Source organism: Ruegeria profundi (assembly GCF_020171505.1).
Taxonomy (GTDB): domain Bacteria; phylum Pseudomonadota; class Alphaproteobacteria; order Rhodobacterales; family Rhodobacteraceae; genus Ruegeria; species Ruegeria profundi.
Map to the genome: position 1 here is coordinate 12,689 of NZ_JAIUZS010000004.1, position 23,365 is coordinate 36,053.

16 protein-coding genes are annotated in these 23,365 nt (G+C 54.4%); 8 read left to right on the plus strand and 8 right to left on the minus strand.

Annotation, left to right across the window (positions count from 1 at the left end):
• Positions 1-79: 79 nt before the first annotated feature.
• Positions 80-1,816 carry an adenylate/guanylate cyclase domain-containing protein gene (locus tag LCM21_RS10390; protein WP_224890552.1) on the minus strand — a complete coding sequence of 579 codons (1,737 nt, stop codon included), beginning with the start codon at positions 1,814-1,816 and terminating at the stop codon, positions 80-82.
• Positions 1,817-2,121: 305 nt separating this feature from the next.
• The gene (locus LCM21_RS10395; RefSeq protein ID WP_224890553.1) at positions 2,122-4,008 is read right to left on the minus strand and encodes an adenylate/guanylate cyclase domain-containing protein; all 1,887 of its coding nucleotides are present in this window, start codon (positions 4,006-4,008) and stop codon (positions 2,122-2,124) included.
• Between the two features lie 436 nt (positions 4,009-4,444).
• Here LCM21_RS10395 and LCM21_RS10400 point away from each other — a divergent pair, with 436 nt between their 5' ends.
• Both LCM21_RS10400 and LCM21_RS10405 read left to right on the plus strand, forming a co-directional pair.
• Positions 4,445-4,750 carry a hypothetical protein gene (locus LCM21_RS10400; RefSeq protein WP_224890554.1) on the plus strand — a complete coding sequence of 102 codons (306 nt, stop codon included), beginning with the start codon at positions 4,445-4,447 and terminating at the stop codon, positions 4,748-4,750.
• Positions 4,747-5,961: an adenylate/guanylate cyclase domain-containing protein gene (locus LCM21_RS10405; protein WP_224890555.1), complete on the plus strand. Its 1,215-nt coding sequence runs from the start codon at positions 4,747-4,749 to the stop codon at positions 5,959-5,961. Before LCM21_RS10400 ends, LCM21_RS10405 begins: the two co-directional genes overlap by 4 nt.
• A 221-nt stretch (positions 5,962-6,182) precedes the next feature.
• Here the strand turns inward: LCM21_RS10405 and LCM21_RS10410 are convergent, their stop codons facing one another.
• Both LCM21_RS10410 and LCM21_RS10415 read right to left on the minus strand, forming a co-directional pair.
• Positions 6,183-7,181: an aldo/keto reductase gene (locus LCM21_RS10410; RefSeq protein WP_224890556.1), complete on the minus strand. Its 999-nt coding sequence runs from the start codon at positions 7,179-7,181 to the stop codon at positions 6,183-6,185.
• 342 nt (positions 7,182-7,523) lie between these two features.
• A complete protein-coding gene (locus LCM21_RS10415) occupies positions 7,524-7,808 on the minus strand; it encodes a sll1863 family stress response protein (RefSeq protein ID WP_224890557.1) in 285 nt (94 codons plus the stop codon).
• A gap of 493 nt (positions 7,809-8,301) precedes the next feature.
• Here LCM21_RS10415 and LCM21_RS10420 point away from each other — a divergent pair, with 493 nt between their 5' ends.
• Both LCM21_RS10420 and LCM21_RS10425 read left to right on the plus strand, forming a co-directional pair.
• Positions 8,302-8,895 carry an ankyrin repeat domain-containing protein gene (locus LCM21_RS10420; protein WP_224890558.1) on the plus strand — a complete coding sequence of 198 codons (594 nt, stop codon included), beginning with the start codon at positions 8,302-8,304 and terminating at the stop codon, positions 8,893-8,895.
• Positions 8,896-8,909: 14 nt separating this feature from the next.
• Positions 8,910-9,389, plus strand: a complete 480-nt coding sequence (locus tag LCM21_RS10425) for a YHS domain-containing (seleno)protein (RefSeq protein WP_224890559.1) — start codon at positions 8,910-8,912, stop codon at positions 9,387-9,389.
• 19 nt (positions 9,390-9,408) lie between these two features.
• Here LCM21_RS10425 and LCM21_RS10430 read toward each other — a convergent pair whose 3' ends face one another.
• Positions 9,409-11,613, minus strand: a complete 2,205-nt coding sequence (locus tag LCM21_RS10430) for an adenylate/guanylate cyclase domain-containing protein (RefSeq protein WP_224890560.1) — start codon at positions 11,611-11,613, stop codon at positions 9,409-9,411.
• Between the two features lie 440 nt (positions 11,614-12,053).
• Here LCM21_RS10430 and LCM21_RS10435 point away from each other — a divergent pair, with 440 nt between their 5' ends.
• The 3 genes from LCM21_RS10435 (at position 12,054) to LCM21_RS10445 (ending at position 16,237) form a co-directional block, all read left to right on the plus strand.
• Positions 12,054-12,644: a hypothetical protein gene (locus LCM21_RS10435; RefSeq protein ID WP_224890561.1), complete on the plus strand. Its 591-nt coding sequence runs from the start codon at positions 12,054-12,056 to the stop codon at positions 12,642-12,644.
• A gap of 16 nt (positions 12,645-12,660) precedes the next feature.
• Entirely contained in the window at positions 12,661-13,398 is a 738-nt protein-coding gene (locus tag LCM21_RS10440) for a hypothetical protein (protein WP_224890562.1), read from the plus strand.
• A 1,039-nt stretch (positions 13,399-14,437) separates the two neighbouring features.
• Positions 14,438-16,237: an NAD(P)/FAD-dependent oxidoreductase gene (locus LCM21_RS10445; RefSeq protein WP_224890563.1), complete on the plus strand. Its 1,800-nt coding sequence runs from the start codon at positions 14,438-14,440 to the stop codon at positions 16,235-16,237.
• Between the two features lie 248 nt (positions 16,238-16,485).
• Here LCM21_RS10445 and LCM21_RS10450 read toward each other — a convergent pair whose 3' ends face one another.
• Both LCM21_RS10450 and LCM21_RS10455 read right to left on the minus strand, forming a co-directional pair.
• Positions 16,486-17,865 carry a transposase gene (locus LCM21_RS10450; protein ID WP_224890564.1) on the minus strand — a complete coding sequence of 460 codons (1,380 nt, stop codon included), beginning with the start codon at positions 17,863-17,865 and terminating at the stop codon, positions 16,486-16,488.
• 193 nt (positions 17,866-18,058) lie between these two features.
• Complete coding sequence (locus tag LCM21_RS10455; protein ID WP_224890565.1) at positions 18,059-19,042, minus strand: Ldh family oxidoreductase; 984 nt, start codon at positions 19,040-19,042, stop codon at positions 18,059-18,061.
• 311 nt (positions 19,043-19,353) lie between these two features.
• Between LCM21_RS10455 and LCM21_RS10460 the strand changes: the two genes are divergently transcribed.
• The gene (locus LCM21_RS10460) at positions 19,354-20,628 is read left to right on the plus strand and encodes an adenylate/guanylate cyclase domain-containing protein (RefSeq protein WP_224890566.1); all 1,275 of its coding nucleotides are present in this window, start codon (positions 19,354-19,356) and stop codon (positions 20,626-20,628) included.
• A gap of 404 nt (positions 20,629-21,032) precedes the next feature.
• Here the strand turns inward: LCM21_RS10460 and LCM21_RS10465 are convergent, their stop codons facing one another.
• Positions 21,033-22,979, minus strand: coding sequence for a DUF3604 domain-containing protein (locus LCM21_RS10465; RefSeq protein WP_224890567.1), 1,947 nt, complete (start codon positions 22,977-22,979; stop codon positions 21,033-21,035).
• Positions 22,980-23,365: the final 386 nt, after the last annotated feature.

Consider the following 23,365-nt stretch of genomic DNA (forward strand, 5'->3'; position numbering starts at 1 on the left):
CTGACAAAATCAATTCGATGACTGCGTTGAGCCTTAAGCAGACGCTGTGATTGAACGCGATTTTGACCCTTGAGATGCGTCATTCTGGAATGCCCGCAGCTGCAAGCATTTCATAGTATGTGTTGTAAATTTCTGGTCTCGCAATGCTAATTCGCGCGCGCATCTCACGAAACAAAGAAACGTTGAAATCGGGCTCCCGCGCCATATGGATCTGAGCAAGCTCTTGAGCGCGCTCCCTATTCCCCAAAGCCATTTCCGCCACTAGTTCATTCAGCCTGAAAACGGTCACCGAATTATGGAACGCGCGCACTTTCGTTGCGGTGTTCTTCAAACCTTTCCAATCTTTTTCAGCGATCTGAGAAAGGCTAATCCCCATATAGACCCGGTAGTTTAGCGGGTCATTCGGATTGAGCCGAAGCACTTCTTTGGCGTGTGCTTTTGCAATAGCGGCATCGCCCATCAATCCGTGCAATATGCAGCTGGATCCCCAGGCCGAGACGCAGTTTGGACTTGCCTCGACGACACCTTCTACTAAAGAAAGACCGTATTCCGGCTCTTCCGACAAGAAGGCCAGAACATAGCCGGCGTAAGCTTGTGCCTCCAAGTCCGCGTTTGAGGTTTCAAGAACGTCATGCGCCATCTGAATGGCCAGATCAAAACGCTCCTTGTTCGGACGAGTATCTGGATTCCACAAAAGTGTTCGAATCCAACCGCGGAGCGCGCTCGCCAGAGGGTAATCGTCTGAAAGGTCTATTGCTTTTGCCAATAAAACGTCCGCTTCGGCAAATTTGAACCGATATATCGCTGCTTGCGCTCTGAGAAAGTGGTCATACGCGTCCAAACTGTCGGGGCGTTTGCGCGCAGATCGATTAATTTCCGCCTGCCTGATACCCGGAGCGATAGATGAGACAACCGATTCCGAAATCTGGTCCTGAAGGTCAAAAACATCGTCTAGCGTGCCATCGTATCGATCTGCCCAGACATGAGCACCGGTTTCAGCGTCTATCAACTGTCCGGTCACACGCAAACGGTTGCCGGCACCCCGCACAGAACCTTCCAACACGTAGCGTACCCCGAGTTCGCGACCTATACGACGCACATCGATTGCGAGACCTTTGTAAGAAAAGGAGGAATTTCGTGCGACAACAAATATCCAAGGGACGCGGGACAAACTGGTGATGATTTCCTCGGTCACACCATCTGCAAAGTAATCCTGCTCCGGATCAGAAGACAAATTGTCAAACGCGAGAACGGCAACGGAAGGTTTGGTCGGAAGGGATTGGACGGATGGCTCATTCAAAACAACTTCTGTTTGAATAGAAAACGCTCGTACGGGGCGGGCAATGTTTTTTAGTTTTTGCGGGCCTAAATCTCGGAATGCGAAATCTGTCTTGCCAACGACGTCGTCGTATACACGCTCCGATACAACTATCCCTCCTACTGGTGCAACGCTCTCAAGACGAGCGGCAATATTGACCCCGTCGCCAAGAATATCACCTTCGTCATCAAATACCTCGCCGACATGTATACTCATGCGGAATTGCAATTCCGGTCCGTCTCCGTGCGTTGCGTTTCGCTCGGCCATATGACGTTGCATTGTTTCGGCACATGCCACCGCGTCCACAACGGAATGGAACTCCGCAAGAAATCCGTCTCCAGTTTTCTTGAAGAGGCGTCCGCCATTCATTCCAAGATGTGGTTCTAAGGCGTTGAAATGTCCCTTGAACGCGCGCAGGACACCTTCTTCGTCCTCTCCAACGAGCGCACTGTAGCCAGCTATGTCGGCTGCAAGAATGGCCGCAAGACGCCGATCCAATCGAATTCCTTTCTGGAATCATACCGTGGGTCTGCCCTAAGGCTTCTCAAACATGAGGCAGCAATTGCTTTTGCTATTCAAGCAGATTGAACACCTCATAATATCTCCGGGGGGGGGTCATGTTAGATAACCGCGTTAAACCCAAAGCAGTTATTTATCCGACGTTAGCGCGCCGCTGCGTAGTGAACGACTGCTCTGAACCGGTAGAAGACAACCTTGACTAAATGAGGCAGATGACCTCGTCGAGCACAGAGCGGTAGTCGGTTGAGACCTTCCAAACTAACCAATTTTTCAGCCTTAGTCAGCTACTGAGTATCGGTTGGGATTTCCATGCCTGCTTTCACAAGGCCGTCCATGGCCGATGCAATCAGGTCCTCAGGAAGCCCGCGTTTGCGGAACGGAAGTCGCGGATCGTCGGGGCATGGCGGCTCGATTTTCGCGATGTGGTCAAGCGTGGCCTTTCCATTCGCTGTGTCGCCCACCTTGCCGTACGCGGCGGCTTTGGACCACTGTATAAAGCAGTGATTGGGCAACGTGATTTTCACGACCTCCGCCAACGCCTCGGGGAACCGGTCATTTCGAAAATGATCAAGGAAAAAAACGAAATGCGCCCATGAGGGGTAACGCGGGTTGATCACCATCATTCGCCCCACCAGTTCTTTGCCGCGTTCAAGATCGCCTGAGTAGTAGGAAAAATTACCAAGATCGCCGATGACATCAGCGTCATTTGGATTCAATGCCAGCGCCTTATCGGCTAGCTCCTTGAAGGCTGCGTATCCCTCTCCGCGCAACTGGCTAATCACGGCTCGCCGGTAATATGCTTCTGCGTTGGCGTTATCGAGTTCGGTCGCACGCTTTGCCGCAGCATCCGCGCGATCTAGAAGCGCTTGTGCTTCTGTTTTAGAAAAAGCTTCGTTTTTATAGGTTTCAATCAATATGCCCGCCAGATGCGACCAGGCGGTAGCGTAGTCCGGGTCCAGTTTAACGGCCTGTTCGAGGCACGCGCGCACCCTCGATCGGTCCGAGCGCGATACGTTGATCCCATGGTAATCGTACAGAGCGACGCATTCGTATGCTGTCAGGTTTTCAGTCCTTGTGGAACGAACACGTCCAGCTTCCTGTAATCTGACAACGCCCGAGCGGGTACCGACCGTCGCCACAACACCAGCTGTGATTTCGTCCAGAACATCGAAAATGTTACCCGCGGTCAGATCGCCATCGTATGTCTCGGACCATACCAGCCGCGCGTCTTGCGCATCAATCAGCTGCGTAGTGACCCTCAGCTTACTGTCGGTGCGCCACAGGTTGCCCTGCAGCAAATAATTAGCACCAAGTTCTTCGAAAAGCTGTCTTGGCTCAAAATCGGTGCCTTGATATGGCCGCGTCGCGTTCAGAGACAATACGAACAGGTCGGTGAACTTGGACATATCGTTTGAAATCGACTCCGAAAGACCCGTAGCCAACTGAATACTTTCTGCGTCTTCGCTAAGACTTTCGAGCGGAACAATCGCGATTTTCGGACCCGATGGCAGAGGCGGCAAAGCCTCTGTTTCGGTTGGGCGTAGCCACGTGCTGGCGAAACCGACAGCGACCACGATCACGAAAGCGGTCGCCGCAAGCGCCATGTGCAAATTGCTTTTGAGTTTCTTAGGGACGCGAATTTGATTGTCCGTCCAGCCATAGACCGGAACTGAAACGGTAACATTTTTAAGTTTGCGTGTGCCTCTGTCTTCGAACACCCCTTTTTGGCTTGAGGCCAACTGGTGATAGGCTGTCTGCGAAATCAACACTCCGCCCGGTTCGGCTTCTCCCTGCAGTCGGGACGCCAAGTTCACGCCTTCGCCGTATCGGTCGTCATCTTCAACAATGACATCGCCCAAATTTACGCCGATGCGGAGCATGATCTGTCTGCTTTCGTCGTAATCCTTATTGTAGTCGCGCAACCCGTTTTGAAGAGCGATGGCACAATCAACGGCATCAACGACACTGTCGAACTCGATCAGAAAACCGTCACCCATTATCTTGAAAATGCGACCCCTATGCTCACTGACGATCAGATCAAGAAGCGAATTTCGCAGGTCTGTAAGCCGTTCATAGGTATCGGCCTCATCGTTTTCCATGAGGCGCGTGTACCCGACCACGTCTGCGGCGAGGATCGCGGCAAGGCGGCGTTCTCGGCGTTCGTCCTGCATTCATCCCCCTATGCAAGAGTCAGAATCGAGCGATTTGTTCGACTTATGATAACCCGCAAGTCTGCATCAGGCGAATTTTCAGTTCAAACCCACTTCTGGAGCCAACCCAGTTGCAGCCGCAACTTTGCCAAAGTGGGTGACATGACAGTTTGGTCTTGTTGGCGGATCGTTGATAAACGCTATGCGAAAACCTTTTTCGAATGTCGGCTTGGTCCGCAAGTCCGTCACGGCCCCATTTTTCTCGACCGTCCGCTCTTGGTCGAAGCAGTCAGTCATAGTCGGTGTTTCGAGAATTTCACCCTGAACGTCGGCTCAACGCACATAACCAGTCACCTTAGAAAAGACTCGGATGACCGGGGCGAGCCCAATTCGGTCTAGAGTCCCATGGCTTTCAAACCTGGTTTTCGTCCCCTATTCTAGACCTTTAGGAGTGATCATGTTTGAAATCAAATTGGAGCGCAGTGGGTATCATCTACGACCAGTCGTGATGGCCGACGTTGACGCAATTGCCGAAAATCTTTTTTTGTTTATCAATGTCGCAAAAACGCTCATGCACAACGTCTCGACACCGTCGAAGACCCACGAGTGTGCTGAAGGCTGGTGTAGCTTCTTCGCCATAGACTGGACTGACCAGGATCATTTCGCACCCGACCTTGGTCTGTGGGCAAAGCACCATACCTGCAACCAAGACTGCGCTGAGTGCATGTTCAACTGGAGTGTTTCCGCGGGACTGTCGCCTTGAAGGCCTTACTTCAATTTTTGCTCAAGGTGCCGGACGGATTGTCCAGCGAACAAGAACGCCTGCATGTTTTCTTCAGGTTCGGTTATGCCAACGCAGCCATTGTTCATCTGCTGTACAGTGTTGTTTTCGCTCTGAATGGTGTGACATGGCTCGCTTGGTACAACGTTGCGGTAACGGCCTTGTTCGTGCTTGGCGCCGTTATCTGGTCAAGACTCGCAAATCCACTTTGGTTGTTTGTTACACTGTGGATCATTGAAATCCCGCTGCACGCACTTCTTGGGACGCTGGCAACCGGCGTCATGACGATGTTCTGGATAGTTCCAATCACCACAGCGATCCTCAGCTTAATCACGCCTTCATTTTCCTGGCTAACCCGCACTGTACTGGCATGCTGCTCGACCATCTACGTCGGTTTTCTCTTCTCCTTGGGTTTCATGATGCAGCCCAGTACGCCATTAACAACCGCCTCAGAGATTGTGCTGTTCCTTTTCAATTACGCGATCCTAGGCGCCATGGTTTTCTATGTCGGAGCAGCTCAACACTTGGTGCAAATCGCCGAGGCAAAGCAACAGGAAGAGTTCGACCGCGCCGAAGGCTTGTTGCTAAACATTCTACCGGCGTCGATTGCGCAGCGTCTCAAAAGCGGTGAACGGGTGATTGCGGACAATCACAAAGAAGTCTCTGTCGTTTTCGCTGATATTGTCGATTTCACTTCGGTTTCATCAAAGCTGACCCCAGCACAGCTGGTGGAAACCCTCAACCTGGTGTTTTCGGAGTTCGATACTTTGAGCGAGCGGCATGGCGCCGAGAAAATCAAAACGATCGGGGACGCCTATATGGTCGTTGTGGGAGTCCCGAACGACAGACACAACCATGCCGAAGCGGCAGTCAATCTCGCGAGAGAAATGCAAGCAGCCGTTGCGTTTCTCCGAGACAAGGCTCATTTCGACCTTCGTCTGCGCGTTGGGATCAATTCTGGACCAGTTGTTGCTGGGGTCATTGGGCAACGGAAATTTGCCTACGACCTTTGGGGGGACGCCGTAAATGTGGCTTCACGCATGGAAAGTCACGGCGAGCCGGGAATGATCATGATTACCCAAGTGACAGCCGATTTGTTGCCTGACAGCTATAAGGTAATTCCTCAGGGTAAGCGAGACGTTAAGGGAAAAGGGCAGATGTCAGTGTTCAGTGTCGAACCATCTGAACAGTAGAAGGTCGGCACTCTGAAAATTGAACCAGCATGTAAACGCATTGATGACCGCTGAGTCCGCAAATCGGAAATAGCCCCAATTTTCGCCAGCGTCTGCTGCTGCGGAACGCTGCAGTTTTTAGCCGGGTTTTCGAATTTATCGCCTCGAATGTCGGCTCACGGGTATTTTTTTGAGTACGGATCATCGTATTGTCGATACCTAAGACTGATCAGACTACCCATTTAACAGTATCTCTCTGGTCCAATCCACTGCTCTACCGAATAGCGGTCCCCGTGCGTCCAGCCAACGGGCAAAACTTCTTCTATTCGTTCGAGGTCGGCGTTCGTGAGGTCCAACTCTGCACCTGCGATGCACTCTTGGAAGTGATCTACAGACCGCGTTCCAGGAATCGGTATGACATGAGGCCCACGTGTCAGGAGCCAAGCATTCGCCAAACCTGCAGCTGACGTGTCCATTTCTGCCGCAAGTTTTCGGAACCCATCTGTGATGCGGAGATTTTCAGACAGGTTAGGTTCCATAAAGCGCGGGTTGCCAGCTAAGAATGGCAGGCTTTTGATGCGCTCACGCGGGATCGGGTTATCCGTCAGTAGCGACCGCCCGACAGGCGAAAACGCCACCATAGCGACACCCAGTTCGGCGCAGGTCTGCACCAGTCCAAGATCGGGAAACCGGGTCGACAATGAATATTCGGATTGGACGGCGGCGATTGGAAAGGTTTGCATCGCGCGGCGCAGCGTCGTGGGCGCGACTTCGGAAAGCCCGATTGCTTTGGTTTTTCCCTTCTCGACCAGTCGGCCAAGATTGGCCGCGGTCTCTTCTGGCGTAAGGCGAGGATCGCGGCGGTGCGCATAGAATAGGTCAACGCAGTCCAGCCCAAGACGTTGCAGCGACTTGTCCAGCTCGGCCTCCAGATGCTCCGCCGAGTTATCGAATGCGCGATTGCCGTCGGCGTCGCGTGTAATCGTCGCTTTGGTCGCAATGACGAACTCGTCACGGGCGCTTGGATTGGCCTTCAGATAGGACCCGATAGCGTTTTCTGATTTACCCATGCCATAGACGTTGGCCGTATCCAGATGTGTGACGCCGAGGTCACGACACGCATTGAGGATCGCGTGGCTAGCTTTCTCATTTGTTGGTCCATACATGTCTGAGAATGACATTGCGCCATAACCAATGGCTCCGATTTCAGGTCCGTTTGCACCTAGTTTACGTGTTTTCATTTTCTTCCTTCGACAAGCCACACCGGCAGCTGACCATGAACCAATCGGCGATCCTAATAGCAACGCGCTGGTATTCTAGTTTTTAGTTAATAGCCTAACACCGAAGTTCGTTAATATGCTACGTAGGCGTCCGGCTGTTCTGTCCGCATATGAGACCAGGATAAGGGTGCGGAGAAAGTCCGGTTCTGATTTCAGCCACTTCGAAGGCTTTGAATGTCAGGTTCGCAAAAAATTGGGCTGCCAAGCTGCAATGTTCTTCAAGATTTATCACATGCGCGGCCCGAAATTTGCCGCGCCAGCATCAGACGGCTTGGTCCCCTCATCAGGTACTCGAACAATGGTTTACTGGAAACGGTTCCAAGCTTTCTGGAAAGAGCTTGCGATGTTCTCCCAAGCGCTCTCCATCCCTTTGCGCATATCATCCCACGCGGCATCGCTGGCAGCCTGGGCTTTCTTCATCTTCGCATGTGCCTCGTCGCGCATCTTTCGCATTTCGGCAAGCTGCTTTTCATAGTTTGCCTTATTCTCCGCCTCGGCAGCCTTTACCTGAGCCTGTAGCTTGTCGATTTCGGCGTTCCATTCGTCAAGCTTCGCTTTCATTTTGTCGATGTATGCGTCGCGGTCCATTTTCTCCTCCTTCATTTCGCAGTAGGATATTGCCACACAAGCATCCGAAACTTAATGCCCAAGTGCACCCTTTCCGGCGTTCGCCAATTTCAAACTGAAATTTTGTTCGCTGCGCTCTAGTAAAACACACTCCGGCTGCTGCCACGCCGTGGTGGGCCGATCATGTCTGTTAGCAATTTATGCGACAAGGTCGGATTTGTCCGCGACTCGGACATAGCTTGGTTTTTCGCCACCGTCCGCTCATACGCGGAGCAGCCATTCATGGTCGGAGTTTCGAAAATTTCACAGTAAACGTCGGCTTAGCGCATCTTTTCAGTCATTTGAGAAAAACGGTCAGATGACCGAGTCGAACCCATTCCGAAAGCCAACCATCGCTTGCGCTCGCAGGTGCAGCAACCCACTCGACCGAAACCGTCATGAGCACCGCAGCAAATAACCTGTCGTTGCGCGCAACTGCGGCTCATTGTAGAGTTTAAGCAGGGGAGGTAGATCCATGCGTTGGATTAATGCCATCTGTGCAACGGTATTCCTCATACTTGGGCCCGCTCAAGCGGGTCCGTTATTCGATGCAGCAAAGAAGGGTGATACTGCGACCGTTGAGACTTTGTTGGAAAGCGGGACCTCGGTCGATGAGCGGGGACCAAACAAGGCTACTCCATTGATTGCCGCTGCGTTGGCTGGAAACACCGAAACTGCTGCGGCCCTGATCGAGGCAGGGGCTGATGTGATGGCGCGAAACCACAGCGGCTTCACACCGCTTCATGCAGCCGCTTTTGGCGGCCACGTTGAGACAGCGCGCCTGCTGCTCGCCAGTGGCGCAGATGTGGATGGGCGCATCAATAGGGCAGAAAAATCACCCATCTTCATGGCGGCCGACGAGGGCCATTTTGGGGTGATCGAGCTATTGCTAGAACATGATGCAGATATCGTAACCCTCGACAACGATGGCTTTTCCGTTTTGATCCGAACGATGTTCCGTAAGCACTACGATATCGTCGGGCTCCTCAAGCAGAACGGCGCCACATGCCCCCCGCCAAACGCCTTCGGTCCGGAGTTTCATCGCCTGTGCTTGGAGGCAGGCACATAAAGGAAGGTCAAAAAATGAACTTTCGACTTTTGATGAGTGGCCTTTTTCTGGCAGCCATGACCATTGGCGCGCAGGCCGATGAGCCCATTAACACGGGACCCTTCGGCCATGTTGCGATCAAGGGCTATGACACCGTTGCCTATTTCACCGAAAGCCGTGCGGTAAAGGGATCAAGTGAGTTCGCTTATGATTGGCTTGGCACGCCATGGCACTTCAAAAGCGCGGGGAACCGCGACCTATTTAAGTCTGACCCAACCAAATACGCTCCGCAATACGGTGGGTATTGCACTTTGGGTGTTGGTCTTGGGGCCAATGCGTCCGAAAACATCGATCCAGTAAATTCCTGGCGGGTCATCGATGGGAAGCTTTACTTTATATCGGACCCAACCGGAGCAGAAATACTTGACCACCCAGATGGGGAAGCGGTGATCGCCAAGGCGGATGCGAATTGGGAGAAAACCAAGCCGCTGGCAGCCAAGGATTACTCCAACTGACGCGCACCTCGATTTAGGGTCACCCGCCCGGGCTAAAGTGAAACAGAATATGCGGGTTGATGTAGCTGTAAGGCGCGCCCGCCCCGGCTGCTTCTTCGACACTTTTGTAGATCGGGCCACAAGCCGGGCGACCGAGCGCAAGACCGGGTTGTTGTATGCACAATGTGTCATCTTTCACAAATGCCGATCCAGTGACAAACAATGTGGATGCGCGCAAGGCCATACTTCCGTTCTCTGAAATCTGCATCAAGCCGGGTCCGCGGCCTTCGAAGTTTCCCTGCCACACGTTGCCGTCGATCAGAGCGGTAACCGCGTCTGCGGATAGCCTTTCGCGCGCGCCAGGATGAAAATCGAAGGGCCATTCCTGCACACCCGCATTCAACATCGCATCAATGATCCGATCGAGTTCTTCCTGCTTCCGAAAATGCGCAAACAAGACCCTGTAGAGTTGCGCCGAAGTATGCGGTGCAAAGCGGGCCACCTCATCTGCTGTTGCTTGCGCCATTTGCGTCTGGCCAGCCTCTCCATAGGCGGCCGCGAGAATGTTGAAGTAGTCCTCGATACCTTGAGAATTGCCCTTTATCTCCTCAAGGATTTCGACGGCCAGTTGGGGACGCCCTGTCAGCATATAGGACAAGCTTGCTATCTGACGTGCATAGCCCGGCAGTAGTGGGTTGAGACGCAGAGCCGTTTCGAAATTCTCAATCGCCTCTTCGTGTCGGCCGTAGAATGTTTGCGCAAAGCTCAGCGCAAGATAGGCAGATGCTTCACCGGGAGCCTTCTCGACAGAGAGCCGCGCCGAGCGCATGGCTTCCTCGTACCTTCGATCCACAGTTTGCAACTCGCTTAATACGGCAAAAGGCAACGCCGCACCGGGATCAAGTTCTAGGGCACGCCCTGCATGTTCGTAGGCGCGTTTCCGGGCGACTGGAAATGGCAGCACATCGTCGTAGTTGCGGCGCATGACCAATGCCTCGGTACGCGCCTGTGCCTCAAAAGCCTTGGCAAAAGTCGGATCGATTGCAGTCGCGTCGGAATAGAGCTTCAATGCCTCGCGTAGCCCGGGCCGAAAGCCGCTGCGAGCGGCTTCTTCAGCCCTGAGGAAAAAGTCATATGCTTCCAGATCCGTTGTAGGAAGGCGTTCGATCCGTTCCCTTTCGGACACACTCAAATCCACACCCAGTTGGTCAATGATCTCGTTTATCAAGCCGGCTTCAATAGCGAAGATATCGGCTTCGTCTCGTTCCAACCGCTCGGCCCAAAGCGTTTGCCCGCTGCTCACATCTGTCAGCCGCGCGTTGACCAAAAGCCGTGTTCCCACTCTGCGCACGCTGCCTTCTATAACATAGCCGACCCCCAACGCGCGACCGATGGCCCTGCTGTCGATTGTTCGGTCCCGATAGGAAAACGCGGTATTGCTGCCTATCACCATCAGCCCGGCGACTTTCGAGAAATCGGTAATCAGATCATCCGTGAGCCCATCGGCTATGTAACGTTCCGCGTCTGGCAACCCGAGGTTTTCAAAGGGCAACACGATGAGGGAAGGGAGCGTGTCCTCTGCCGCGATCATTCCACTCTCGGCCCCGTTGAATCGCGCCACTATGTCATCACGCAAAACAAAAGCGGCAATTGAAAGAATGGCGGTAAAGGCCATTGCCGCGACAGCGAAGCGAACCTTCAAGCGAGACCTTTGTGGGTATTGTGAGCCGTTCGGGTCCGCCATCCAGAAGACCGCAAGAGGCTCTGGTATGTTTTTGACCCGGTGGACGCCTGCAGGCTCAAATGATCTGCTGACCTTACCGCGAGTATGTTTGTAAACCTCGCGCGAGATGCAGATGCCTCCGGGCTTCGCAAGGGGTTCCAGGCGCGCCGCAATATTGACTCCGTCTCCGTAAATGTCGTCGCCATCGATAATCAAATCGCCTAGGTTGATGCCGATCCGCAATTCGATACGCCGACTGGGATCAATAGTGGCGTTGCTAGTGGAAACTGCCTCCTGTATTTGGATCGCAGCCTCCACGGCATCAACGACACTTGCAAATTCGGCCAGTAGCCCGTCGCCGATAAGCTTAAAGATTCGCCCGTTCTTTTCATCAATCACACGGGTGAGGATCTCCTGGCGCAACGTGGTCAAACGTTCGAAGGTGCCCACCTCATCCTCGGCCATCATACTGCTGAAACCGACCACGTCTGCGGCCAATATGGCGGCAAGCCTGCGTTCCAAGGTTTGCCCCTCTCCTCCAAAAATGCGGGCCGTACAGTGAAGGGTAACACTGAAAAAACGTGACGGAAACTGCGCTCGCTCAAAATATTTGGCTGGGCAGACGCGTGTCATTCAAAGGCACGGTCAGGCAACCAAGCCATTTGTCTCTGCAGCAGCATAAGGCAGCTTGGTCCGCAAGCCGGTCATAGCCAAGATTTGGGAGAGCGACCGCTTTTGGTGAGAGCGGTCGTTCCTGTTCGAAACGCCGAGTTTTCGGGGGTGAACGTCCGCTCAAAGCCGCTAATCGGTCATCTGAGTAAATCCGTCAGGTGACTGCGTTGAGCCCAAAGCGGCCGATCGTCAGATCACGTGCTTATAAGCTCATTGATGTAAATCAAGGTAACATTCAATTTTTGCAATTTAAGTGTTCCTCCGGATTTTGCTTTTAGGGAGGAGAAGCGATGGGAATGTTGAAATGTACTTTAATTTATCTGGCTACACTTACAGCGCTGATCGGTTTGGTGTCGTGCGCGGGCGTTCAAGACACCACTGCAAATGCTTCACTGCAAAGCGCATCCAGCGGAGGCGGCGTACATTCCTCTGTTTCACCGCGCGCCGTAGATGTTCAACCATTCACAATGGTACGAGGCGTCGGGGTATTGCCTGGCAGAATTGGCGAACGGACAACGGTTGGCGACATTACCATGGGCTATGTTACGTTGAACCCTCCGCCGGAGGCATTGTTCACAGAGGCCATCAAGTCTGAGTTATCTGCAGCTGGACATAACGTGACCGGCGGGCAGACAAAAGTGTCTGGTGTTGTAGAACGTTTTGCGCTTAGCACGCCCGCAACTGCAACCTACTGGGACGTGACAATAGACGCCGCACTTAAGGTAACTGTAGGCGGCACGACACGTGCCTATTCGGACGTTTGTGTTTCTCGCACGTATGTTTGGCCTTCAGACAAAATGATTGCCGATTTGTCCAGCAAATGTGTCAGTGGGATCGCAAGAAGATTTGCCGGGGACAGGAGCATCGCCAATGCACTGTGACCGGAATCCTTTGAACTTGATCGCCTACCGTTCAAAAGCATTTTTGCTTTGTCTGGTTGTGACGTTGTCAGCTTGTGCCGCATCTCAGGTTGGAGTTCCAGCCGGTGCGAAATCAAGATATCAATCAATCGCCGTGATCCCGCGGGTAAATGACAACCTGCTATCCGTATATCGCCCAAATATGGCGGAGCCTAAAGTTTCACAGTCACGCTTGGGATGGGACGCTGCAGCTGGAACAGGACAGATTTCCAATGAAATCCTGGGGCGCGCCGGTGCCTCGGTTGTTGTCACGCGCGATCAAAATAGCGCCGCGGCCAAAGATGCCGACGCTTTGGTCGTTTTACAACAAACGCCTCTTGATCAGTATGGACAACAGTACACACCAGGGCAGGATGTGTTGCTCAGTTCGGTCAGTATTGCGGCTGCGGCTGCTGCAGGAGGAATGGCCTACATTATAGTCGATGACCCACGACGTTATAGTTCTCGCTCAATACTTGAAGTAAACGGCAGCGACGGAAGCGGACCCAATCACTGCGCTATTGGCATAACTCCTGTATTGTTAAACGCGAAAACAGGTGAATTGATCAAGCAAGGAAGGTCGTTGATGGGTGTCGAAAAACTACCGGTCCGGCTTTCAGGGGGTACTTGGGAGCGATTAACCCCAGCCGAGAAATCGACTGTACTTGCGTACTGTCAGTCAGCTCTGAGGCGAGTAGTCTCGCAATCGTTCGTCGAACTGAACGTCGTCCAATAACTTTGGGCCTGAACTGGTTGCTCCTAGTCATCTGAAAAGGGAGGTACCATGACAAGCGTAATCAAAATTGCGTTCGGCGTCGTCGCACTGGCTACTCTAGCAGCATGAATAATGCGACGGGCGGCTTTGTGCCGCACTGCCGACATTGAACTGCCTTGGCCGCTTCAACAATCGACATAATGCGTCCGATGTCGGCTTTGAGCCCACAGAGGTCGTCCGGATTGTAAAGTGAACCGGTGCTTCAAGGTTAATATCGCTGTACGCTGGTCGCGTATTGAAGCCATTGAGGTCACTTGGTTGTAGAGCCCGAGATAGAATTTACGCGAGCATCTCAATCAAAGAAGTTTAGAACCCACGCTATTCCCGGAAGGTAGACCAACACTACTGCAATAGCGATGGCTATAGTTATATTTGGCTCATTCTCCGTATCCAGCCCAGATTGAAGCCCCGTACGAGCGATTCTGCGCAATCTCACAATGAAAAAAGCGAACAAACCTAGACCAGAAATACTTAGAAGAAAAAGAAACAATAGGAGGGGTGAGGATGTGATGGTAATAACGAAATCGGTGGGTGAGGTTAATAAATAGAAAACAACTGCCGGCAAGGTTGCGATAGAGAAGCAACCCGGAATAGTGAACGCCATCCCATAGATTAAAAGTACTAGCCCTCCTTTGATTGGTGAACTCCTTTCCTTGTGAAGAACTCGGTTCCCGGTACGACCGAATTCAGAACAAGCTCTACCTTATTCGGGACAAACCGCCGGTAAAGCTTCCTAAGTTTTGTTGACAATTTGCTGTGAGTGTCAAATCTATTCTGGATTGAGAGCGTCCGCTACGTCCGCGTAGCGGCCGCTCAGTGCCGACGCAACAAAAGTCCGCTGTGCGGACAAAGCGGTCATTGGCTTGAAGTCTTTTTAAACAACAGCGTCGTCCTTGCGGTCGGTTTGGTGCCAATGTTCGGGACTCGTTAAATGTCTGGATTTTGAAAGCGCCCTTCCCATAGGCTGCTAACCAAAATGGATGAGCGATGGGAGGATGAAATGCTCGATACAACACTGACGGATCAGACACAGGCGTTTCTCGACGCGTTCGGCGAGGCACTCGATAAAGGAGATGTTGAAGCTGCCACCGAGATGTTTCAGGATGACTGCTACTGGCGCGATCTAGTGACCTTCACTTGGAACATCAAAACAGTCGAAGGAAAAGGTCAGGTAGCCGATATGTTGCGGCACCAATTGGCGACGATCAAGCCAAAAGGATGGAAGGTCGCGGACGGCGAGGTTCCGACTGAAGACGGTGGCATCACGACAGCATGGATCGAATTTGAAACTGAGGTTGCGCGCGGTTACGGTTTACTCCGTCTGAAGGATGGGTTGATCTGGACGCTGCTGACCACGATGGTCGAACTCAAAGGATACGAAGAACCTAAGGGCTTTCAGCGTCCTCTAGGAGCTAAACATGGAGCTGGGAAACACCGCACGACCTGGAAAGAAGAACGGGAACAAGAAGAAGCGGAACTCGGATACAAGACCCAACCTTACTGCCTGATCATTGGCGGCGGACAGGGCGGTATTGCTTTGGGTGCTCGTCTTCGCCAGCTCGGCGTGCCTACTATCATTGTGGAGCGCAACGAACGCCCCGGAGACAGCTGGCGCAAACGCTACAAATCCCTCTGCCTACATGACCCGGTCTGGTACGACCATCTGCCTTACATCAAATTCCCAGAGAATTGGCCGGTCTTCTCACCCAAGGATAAAATCGGTGATTGGCTCGAAATGTACACCAAGGTGATGGAGCTCAACTACTGGACACACACGACCGCCAAATCCGCCAGCTATGACGAGACAACCAAGGAATGGACGGTCGTTGTAGACCGCGACGGCGAGGAAGTAACGCTGAAACCCAAACAGCTTGTCATGGCAACGGGTATGTCGGGCAAGGCCAACATGCCGAGCTTTCCCGGAATTAATAAGTTCAAAGGCGATCAGCACCACTCATCGCAGCATCCAGGCCCAGACAAGTACAAAGGTAAAAAGGCAGTTATCGTTGGATCAAACAATTCCGCGCATGATATCGCCGCAGCCCTTTGGGAGAATGACGTCGACGTCACCATGGTTCAGCGCTCCTCGACGCATATTGTGCGGTCCGATACTTTGATGGAAATCGGGCTCGGGGATCTATATTCCGAACGGGCCGTCGAAGCCGGCATGACGACCGAAAAGGCAGACCTTATCTTCGCTTCGCTGCCTTATGCGATCCTACATGAGTTCCAGATTCCAGCCTACGCCGCGATGAAGGAACAAGACAAGGAGTTCTATGACGGGCTTGAGAAAGCAGGGTTTTGGCTTGATTGGGGCGACGACGACTCCGGTTTGTTCATGAAATATCTGCGCCGTGGATCAGGCTACTATATCGACATCGGCGCCAGCCAGCTCATCATTGATGGAGAGATCAAGATAAAGCGTGGTCAGGTTGTTGAGGTCGACGAAACCGGCGTAATCTTGGATGATGGAACACATCTCGACGCAGATGTCATTGTCTATGCAACTGGCTACAATTCGATGAATGGTTGGATTGCAGATCTGGCTGGTCAGGAAATGGCTGACAAAGTCGGGAAAGTATGGGGTTTGGGATCGGATACGACGAAGGACCCTGGCCCTTGGGAGGGGGAACAGCGCAACATGTGGAAACCTACACAGCAAGAAGCTCTATGGTTTCACGGCGGGAATCTGCATCAGTCGCGCCACTATTCGCAGTTTCTGTCGCTGCAGATAAAAGCTCGAATGGAGGGTATCGAAACGCCTGTTTATGGTCTTCAAGACGTACACCATTTGTCTTAAACGTCGTCGGGCCGGAGCTTTTCCGGCCCCACTTTCCCAAAAGATTACACCCTAAAAAGAACTGTCCCTTCAGCAAATCAAAATCAGAAGCGTTCGCAAGATAGACTGCGCGGCTTGTAGTCGAAACTCAGGCCTATATTTATTTCTAATGTTCCACCAGATGAGTGACGGCTTTGGGCTGATTGTGTTGAAGAAGTCGGTGCGTGAGACGCGTTGACTATGCGGTCGCGTTCGCCTGACCTGTGATCTCACGCCATCGCAGGCGATTGCGGCATAAGTTTTGCGAGTTTCCGGAGGTTTTGGGCGGTTGCAGCGAGGAGGAACTCGTCTTTGGCGCCGTTTGGTCCGCGGAGGCGCAACCGGTCGAGCCGGAGAATGCGTTTGAGATGAGCAAAGAGCATCTCCACCTTTTTTCGTCGCCTGCTGGCATCGGCATAGGCATCTGTCGTCACGATGCGCCGGGCTGTGTCTCTTGCAGCCTCGTGGACATGGCGTGAGATCTTCCTGGTTGGCTGGTTCGGGGTACATTGCTGCTTGAGCGCACAGGCTGAACAGTCTTGCTTGCGGGCGAAGTACTTTCGGAAGCCGTCCTTGCCGACCCCATCGCGAGGTTTCTTCATCTTCCGCCAATACTTCTTCAGGGCCTTGCCGTCCGGACAGGTATACTCGTCGCGTTTTGGGTCATAGTGGAACTCGGCGTTAGAGAATGTGCCATCTCGGCGCTCAGATTTATCAATCACCGGGATGTGCGGCTCGATCCCTTTTCCGACGAGCCAGCCCAACATCTCACCGGACCCATAGGCGGTGTCCGCCGCAAGCCGATCTGGCGTCAGGCCAAAACGCTCTCTCGTTCGCGCGATCATCGTCCGTGTAGCGCCAACCTCCGCAGTCCGGATTGACCTTGTGGCCTCTACATCGAGGATCACGCCATGGTCCGTGTCGATCAGGTAGTTATCGGAATAGGCAAAGAAGGCTGGTCCCTTCCGAGCGCCGGTCCACTGACTGGCTGGATCGGCGAAGGAGGTGAACTTCGGATCAACCTCGCTCGCCGCCCCGAAGGCGGCATCGTCAAGCACCTCCAGATACTCGCGAACGGCACGCGGCGCCGACGTCGCATCGATCCGATCTGGGTTCCAATCGTCCTTGGCAGCTGCATACTGCTTGTTCGCGTCTGCCTGTATAAGGCTGGCATCTGAAGCGAAGGTCTGACCGCCGACTAACCCTTCGGTGATGCAACGGGCCACAACGCTCTCAAACAGGTGTCGGAAGAGGTCACTGTCACGGAACCTGCCGTGGCGGTTCTTCGAGAAGGTCGAGTGGTCGGGCACCGGATCGCTCAAGTCCAAGCGACAGAACCAGCGATACGCCAGATTCAGATGCACCTCTTCACACAGCCGCCGCTCTGACCGGATACCGAAGGCATAGCCCACAATCAGCATTCGGATCATCAGCTCGGGATCGACCGAGGGCCTGCCTGTCGAACTGTAGAACGGTGCCAGATGCCGCCGTATCTCGCCGAGATCGACGAACCGGTCCATGGCTCGCAGCAGATGATCCGGCGGGACATGATCCTCAATCGAGAACTCGTAGAACAGCGCGCCCTGCGCCACCTGCCTGGGACCCATCATCACCACTTCTCCCTTGCCTCAAGACAAGTGAATCAGCCGATGACACCAAGCTCAAGCAGAGTTTTTCAACACAATCGGCTCGAAGCAGCCATTCGGCGCGCGTTGGATTAATGTCCGCTTTGCGGACGAAACGGACGTTCGCCAAGTCAATCCCGAATGGGAGCGAAATTCATAGCGAATATCTGAACCGCCACTACTGCATTCCAACCAGTGCCAGCGTTTGATCCCAGACCGTCCTTTCGAGTTGGACAGGGTCTTGCTCCGTCTTGCCTTGTCCTGGCATCCGGGCACCTACGTCCAATGCGATGCCCGCAGCGATTTGTCCAAGACGCTCGTAAAAATCCGGCGAAGTACAAGGATCTATCAACAGATAGTACTGCCCAAGATCATGGGGCGGGCCTTCTGGCGCCTTGAGAGGTAAGACATCTCGGCTGATGACGCTGCCCGTCATCCCGGCAGCCAGCACCTCGGCCATTAGCCCGAAGCCCCAACCCTTATAGCCTCCTACGCTGACCAATGAGCCGCCAAGCGCGGCTTCGGGGTCAGTGGTGGATTGACCTTCCGCATCCAAGGCCCACCCTTCGGGGATTTGCTCGCCAGCGGCTTTTGCCATTGTGATTTTCCCAAGGGCCACGGTGGTGGTCGATTGGTCGAACTGCATGGCAAGTCCACCTGAGCCATCTGGAACCGAAAAGGCGATCGGGTTGGTGCCGATCACCCGTATCTTGCCGCCGGGGGGCGCAACAATCGGCGAGGCATTGGTCATGCCAAGACCGATCAGGCCTTGCCGCGCAATCTGTTCGGTGAAGTAGCCCAGAGAGGTGCAGGTGTGAGCATGGGCTACGGCAAGACTTGCCACACCGCATTCTCTGGCCGCGGCAACAGCCTCGGGCAGGCCACGCGAAAAGGCCGGTTGCGAAAAGCCATACATCGCATCTACGGTAACGGCCCCAGGGCGGGGCCGCGATACAACTGGATCAACTGTTCCATCAACGCGTCCGGATCGTAACTGCTGGCAATAGCTTTCGAGATAGTAGAGCCCGCAAATCTTGTTGTTCACCGCCTCGGCTTTGCGCACAGCCTTGGCGACCTCCGCAGCGATCCAAGAGCGAGCACCATGCCGTTCTAGTGCTGTTTTTGTGGCGATTTCGATCTCGTTCAAAGATATTTCGGGCATGAGGATCCTTCCTGATCAGCGAATTGGCCCATCGGGCCTTCAACTTATACTGTCAGTGACTTTCCGCTTCTTTGGCAACCACTTCGCGATCAAGTTAAAATCCAAGACTCGGATGACCGCATTGGGCAGAAGAGACGTTCAAGCCGATAAAATGGGTCGAAGTCGTGCGACGGCCGCTTTCAGCAAGACCGGACGGGTCCCAAAACCGAGGCAATTGCCGCTTTGCGGGACAAAGCGGCCACATGGGTCGCTCAACAATTCAAATGACATGCGCGGTCGTCTGTAACAAAGTGCGGGTTGAGGAGTGCGTCATGTCCGATGTTTTCGACCGTATTGCAGACTGGTTGCAAAAGCTGGCCTTTTTCGACGGCGATGTTGGTGGCCTAGTTGAGCATCTCAGTCACAGGCTGATCGACGGCGGTGTGCCGGTCGCGCGGGTTTCGCTGGGCCGTCTCATGATGCATCCCGTCATCGGACTGGTCGATGCAACCTGGGATGCATCAACGGACCGCATAGACTGGACCGTCATGCCAAGGAGTTCAGTGACCGATGACCTTTTTGACAAGGCACCGTTTGGCGAAAACACCAAGCTGACCGCCAATATAGCCACCAAGTTCTTTCAAAGTGATATCTGGGATCTGGCCGACGGGCTGGTCGGCGAGATGGAAATGATGCCGGTGCTGCGTGCCAATCTGACCGATCCGTCAACCCGTGACAAATATCCGATTTACCAGAAGCTGGCTGCATCGGGCATCACCGATTACCTGGTCTTTTCCGTTCCGTTTGGCAAACGGAGCATTACCTTCGAAAGCGGCACGCAGTGGGTGCTGGGCGCTTCGGTGTCCTTCGCGACAAAAAGGCGCTCCGGCTTTACACAGCGGGAAATCGACGGCCTCACGCGACTGTCAATACCACTGTTTGGCACCGTCCACGTCTTCACGGAGCAGTTCCTGGCGGCTGAACTGATGGAGGCCTACCTGGGCAGGATTTCAGGCCGATCCGTCTTGAACGGCCAGATGTCGCGTGGCGATGTCCGCGAGATCGATTGTGCACTTCTGTTCAGCGACATGCACGGCTCTACGGCCCTGAGCCAACGCCTGTCACCGGGTGACTACGTGGCCGCGGTCAACCGGTACTTTGACTGTGTCGCGGGTGCGGTACACGACCATGGTGGCGAGGTGCTGAAGTTCGTCGGTGATGGATTGCTCGCGATTTTCCCGTTTGATGGTCATCGGCGGCTGCCGGAGGACATGTGCGAGGCAGCCCTGTCGGCGGCACGGGAAGCGTTTCAAAGGCGCGAGGAAATTGAGCCAGAGAATCGAACGGATTTTGGAATCGGCCTGCACATGGGCGCGGCGATCTACGGCAACGTGGGAACCGAAAGCAGGCTGGACTTCACGGTGACCGGGACTTCTGTCGCAATGGTCAGCAGGTTGGAGGGGTTGACCCGGTCCCTAGATGTACCCCTTCTTGCAACGAGCGAGTTTGCCGAACTTGTCACCGAAACGCGCAGCACGTTGGGATCACACACCTTGCGCGGCTTCGACAACGGCGTGGAAGTCTTCTCATTCGAACCCCTGGTTTGACAGCCCACCGCTCCGGTAATTGATGCAGAGTTACCCGGCGGCCGATGTCCGCTCTGGGCTCGATTCGGTCATCTGACCGATTTTCTCAGATGACTGAAAAGATGAGCTAAGCCGACGTTTACTGTGAAATTTCCGAAACTCCGACCATGAGTGGCTGCTTCGCGCAGGAGCGGACGGTGGCGAAAACCGCGGCTATGTCCGAGATGAAGACTTTGCAGCCGCTAGCACCTCGGCGGGCAACTGCTGCAAATGCGCATTTCGGTCTGTCGGCTTTCTCGGGCAATGACTGGATTGCAAGCTTTGCCGACGTCGTGATGCGACTGGTACAGCTCAAAGATCGAGGAAGCACGATCTTGGGGAAACTGTCGCCAGTGGCACTCAGAATTTCGGTATTAAGTCAGATATCAGTCCTCAGGCGTGTACCAGATCGGAGAAGTGTACGCGCGCTCGGTGGTAATCATCGGCACCTCTTCGGGCATCTCGATTCCAAAGCGAACCGCCTCATAGGCCGTCCAGCGCGGCGTCGGTATCTCAATGACCCGCGCGTAATAGAAGGCCGATTGCGTCGGGTCGAAATCGGGATCTTCCCAGACGCCGATGAGTTCCGAGGCACCGATTGTGTTGGTCCAGGTCGCGTTTGCGACATCGACGGTGTTACCGACATCAGGCAGCTTGCCGTTCTCGTCCAGCACACGGTCGCCGGACCAGACCACATTGTAGACCTTCTCCTGCGTTTCGCCCTCGGCGTCGATCCAGCCCTTGACGATCTGGATGCGGTCGAGATTGCCGGACAGGAAGTCCTTCAGCGCGACTACGAGGAAGCTCGGCGCCTTGCCTTCGGGCGCGGTTGAGAGGTTGCCACCCATTGGGACGCCTTTAGCGTATCCCTCGTCGCCCGGTGTGCGGCTTGCGGCATCTTCCTCGGTAAAAGCATATCCGCCAAAGAATCGAACCATCATGCGCGAACCAGTCGTGGCGTAGGTTTCCTTGCGCATCATCGCGTCAAAGATCGCCGCGCGGGTGTTTTCCTGCGCCCAGACCGCGGCTAGGCCGCCGGCGGCCTGTTTCCAGCCATAGATCGTCAGATCCGGGTCCGGCGCCTCGATGACGACATGTTCCCAGCGATTTGGCTCTGGTTCTACGCCCGAATGCTTGCCGAAGAAGTTGTCCTCCTGTGCAGTGGCCATGCCGGTGTGGGAATCTGTCGAGCCGACCATACCGAACTTGAACGGATTGATGCCGAGAGTCTTTTCGATCGCAAGGCCGCGTTTCAGGGCTTCGCGGGCATATTCTCCGGCGAGCATTTCCGGTTCCTTCACCTCGGTTCCGTTGAGATTGGCGGCATCCCAGCTGTCGAAATCGGCGAATTCGTCGTCGGGGCTGAGGAACGGGTGCGCCTCGCCGTCGCCTTTGATCTGGGTGGCCTCGTAGAGCGGCTCGAAACGGGCACGAGCCCGCGCGATCTCTTCGGTTAGTGGCGAGCCGTCGTAGGCAGCCATCGAGAACATCCGGCCGTTTGAAAGGTTGCCGTTATGCGGGATCGCGAGCACTTCGCCCCCGGTCCGCGCCTCGTAGTCGGCCAGGTATCTCCAGAGATCCTCGGGGTTCTTGCTGTCATATTGAGAGAAGGGACGGGTCTGGTTCGCCCGGATCGCGCCGTCGCGGAACAGCACGTTGCGGTGTAGGTTGTTGGCGCCCTCGGTTGTGTATTCATAGCCGATGATCGCCGAGAATACGCCCGGCTCGTTGTAGCGGTCCGCCAGCGCAGTGTAGTCTTCCCAAGCGTGCCGGATCGCCTTTGGGTTGTCGATCGGCGGCTCGTCGTCAGACAGAGATGCGACAATCTCCATCGCGGTATCGAAGGCTTGCTGGGCATCCCCCGAGGTCAGCGCCTCGTACCAGGCCTTGCCCTGATCGGTCGACAGGACCTCGGCATCGCCGGCAAGAAGCTGCGGCATAAGCCCGTACATTTCGGCGTGGTCGGAGACCACCAGCCAGTCCAGCGGGCGAGACAACTTTGCCCGCAATCCGTGGGTAGTCGTGACTTCCTCTCCACGCGCGAAGCGATAGGCATCTTCCTGCGAGAGGCGGGTCATGGTGCCGGCATCCACCGAGACCATGGTGTGCAGGTGCGAGTCGCCCCAAAGCGGCCGCTGCGGGAAATGCCGGCCCGCATAAGGCGAGAATGCGTCCGGCGCGAGAACGGCCTCCGTGTCCGCCTGCTCCGTAGTGTATTCCTGCGCGGCCCCCGGACCACCGGAAATCAGACTGGCAAGTACGACTGAGGCAGCAAGCGGCGTAAGCGCTCGGGCAGGTATGATGACCAAATGGGTCAGGATACGCATTCTCATGACTTTCCTCCCAAAAGCAGAAAAAGGTGATGGCAGCAGATTACCTCGCGGCAAGTCGATGTGGCAACGATCATTGCCCGAGAGAACTGACTTAAAGACAGCTAAACGCCACATGCGGTTCTCCGGGTCATTCCGAAGGATGTCCGCAACGTCAGCAGGCTATCCGTTCGTTCAGGCCGCGGCATGGGTCGAAGTGGGTTCAGTGCGGTCATCCGACCGTTTTTCTCAGGTGACTGGTTAGATGCGCGTAGCTGACGTTTGCGGCAAAATTTTCGAAATTCCGACCATGAACGGCTGCTTCGATTAGCAACGGGCGGTGGCGAAAAACGAGTCTATGTCTCAGTCGCGGACGTAACCGTCGTTCGACTGTAACGCTGGAGCGACCG

What these genes read in the sequence shown, in the direction of transcription:
- LCM21_RS10395 (WP_224890553.1), bottom strand. Translation starts at nt 4,008, where the DNA reads ATGCAGGACGAACGCCGAGAACGCCGCCTTGCCGCGATCCTCGCCGCA.
- LCM21_RS10400 (WP_224890554.1), top strand. Translation starts at nt 4,445, where the DNA reads ATGTTTGAAATCAAATTGGAGCGCAGTGGGTATCATCTACGACCAGTC.
- LCM21_RS10410 (WP_224890556.1), bottom strand. Translation starts at nt 7,181, where the DNA reads ATGAAAACACGTAAACTAGGTGCAAACGGACCTGAAATCGGAGCCATT.
- LCM21_RS10415 (WP_224890557.1), bottom strand. Translation starts at nt 7,808, where the DNA reads ATGGACCGCGACGCATACATCGACAAAATGAAAGCGAAGCTTGACGAA.
- LCM21_RS10420 (WP_224890558.1), top strand. Translation starts at nt 8,302, where the DNA reads ATGCGTTGGATTAATGCCATCTGTGCAACGGTATTCCTCATACTTGGG.
- LCM21_RS10425 (WP_224890559.1), top strand. Translation starts at nt 8,910, where the DNA reads ATGAACTTTCGACTTTTGATGAGTGGCCTTTTTCTGGCAGCCATGACC.
- LCM21_RS10435 (WP_224890561.1), top strand. Translation starts at nt 12,054, where the DNA reads ATGGGAATGTTGAAATGTACTTTAATTTATCTGGCTACACTTACAGCG.
- LCM21_RS10445 (WP_224890563.1), top strand. Translation starts at nt 14,438, where the DNA reads ATGCTCGATACAACACTGACGGATCAGACACAGGCGTTTCTCGACGCG.
- LCM21_RS10450 (WP_224890564.1), bottom strand. Translation starts at nt 17,865, where the DNA reads ATGATGGGTCCCAGGCAGGTGGCGCAGGGCGCGCTGTTCTACGAGTTC.
- LCM21_RS10455 (WP_224890565.1), bottom strand. Translation starts at nt 19,042, where the DNA reads ATGCCCGAAATATCTTTGAACGAGATCGAAATCGCCACAAAAACAGCA.
- LCM21_RS10460 (WP_224890566.1), top strand. Translation starts at nt 19,354, where the DNA reads ATGTCCGATGTTTTCGACCGTATTGCAGACTGGTTGCAAAAGCTGGCC.
- LCM21_RS10465 (WP_224890567.1), bottom strand. Translation starts at nt 22,979, where the DNA reads ATGAGAATGCGTATCCTGACCCATTTGGTCATCATACCTGCCCGAGCG.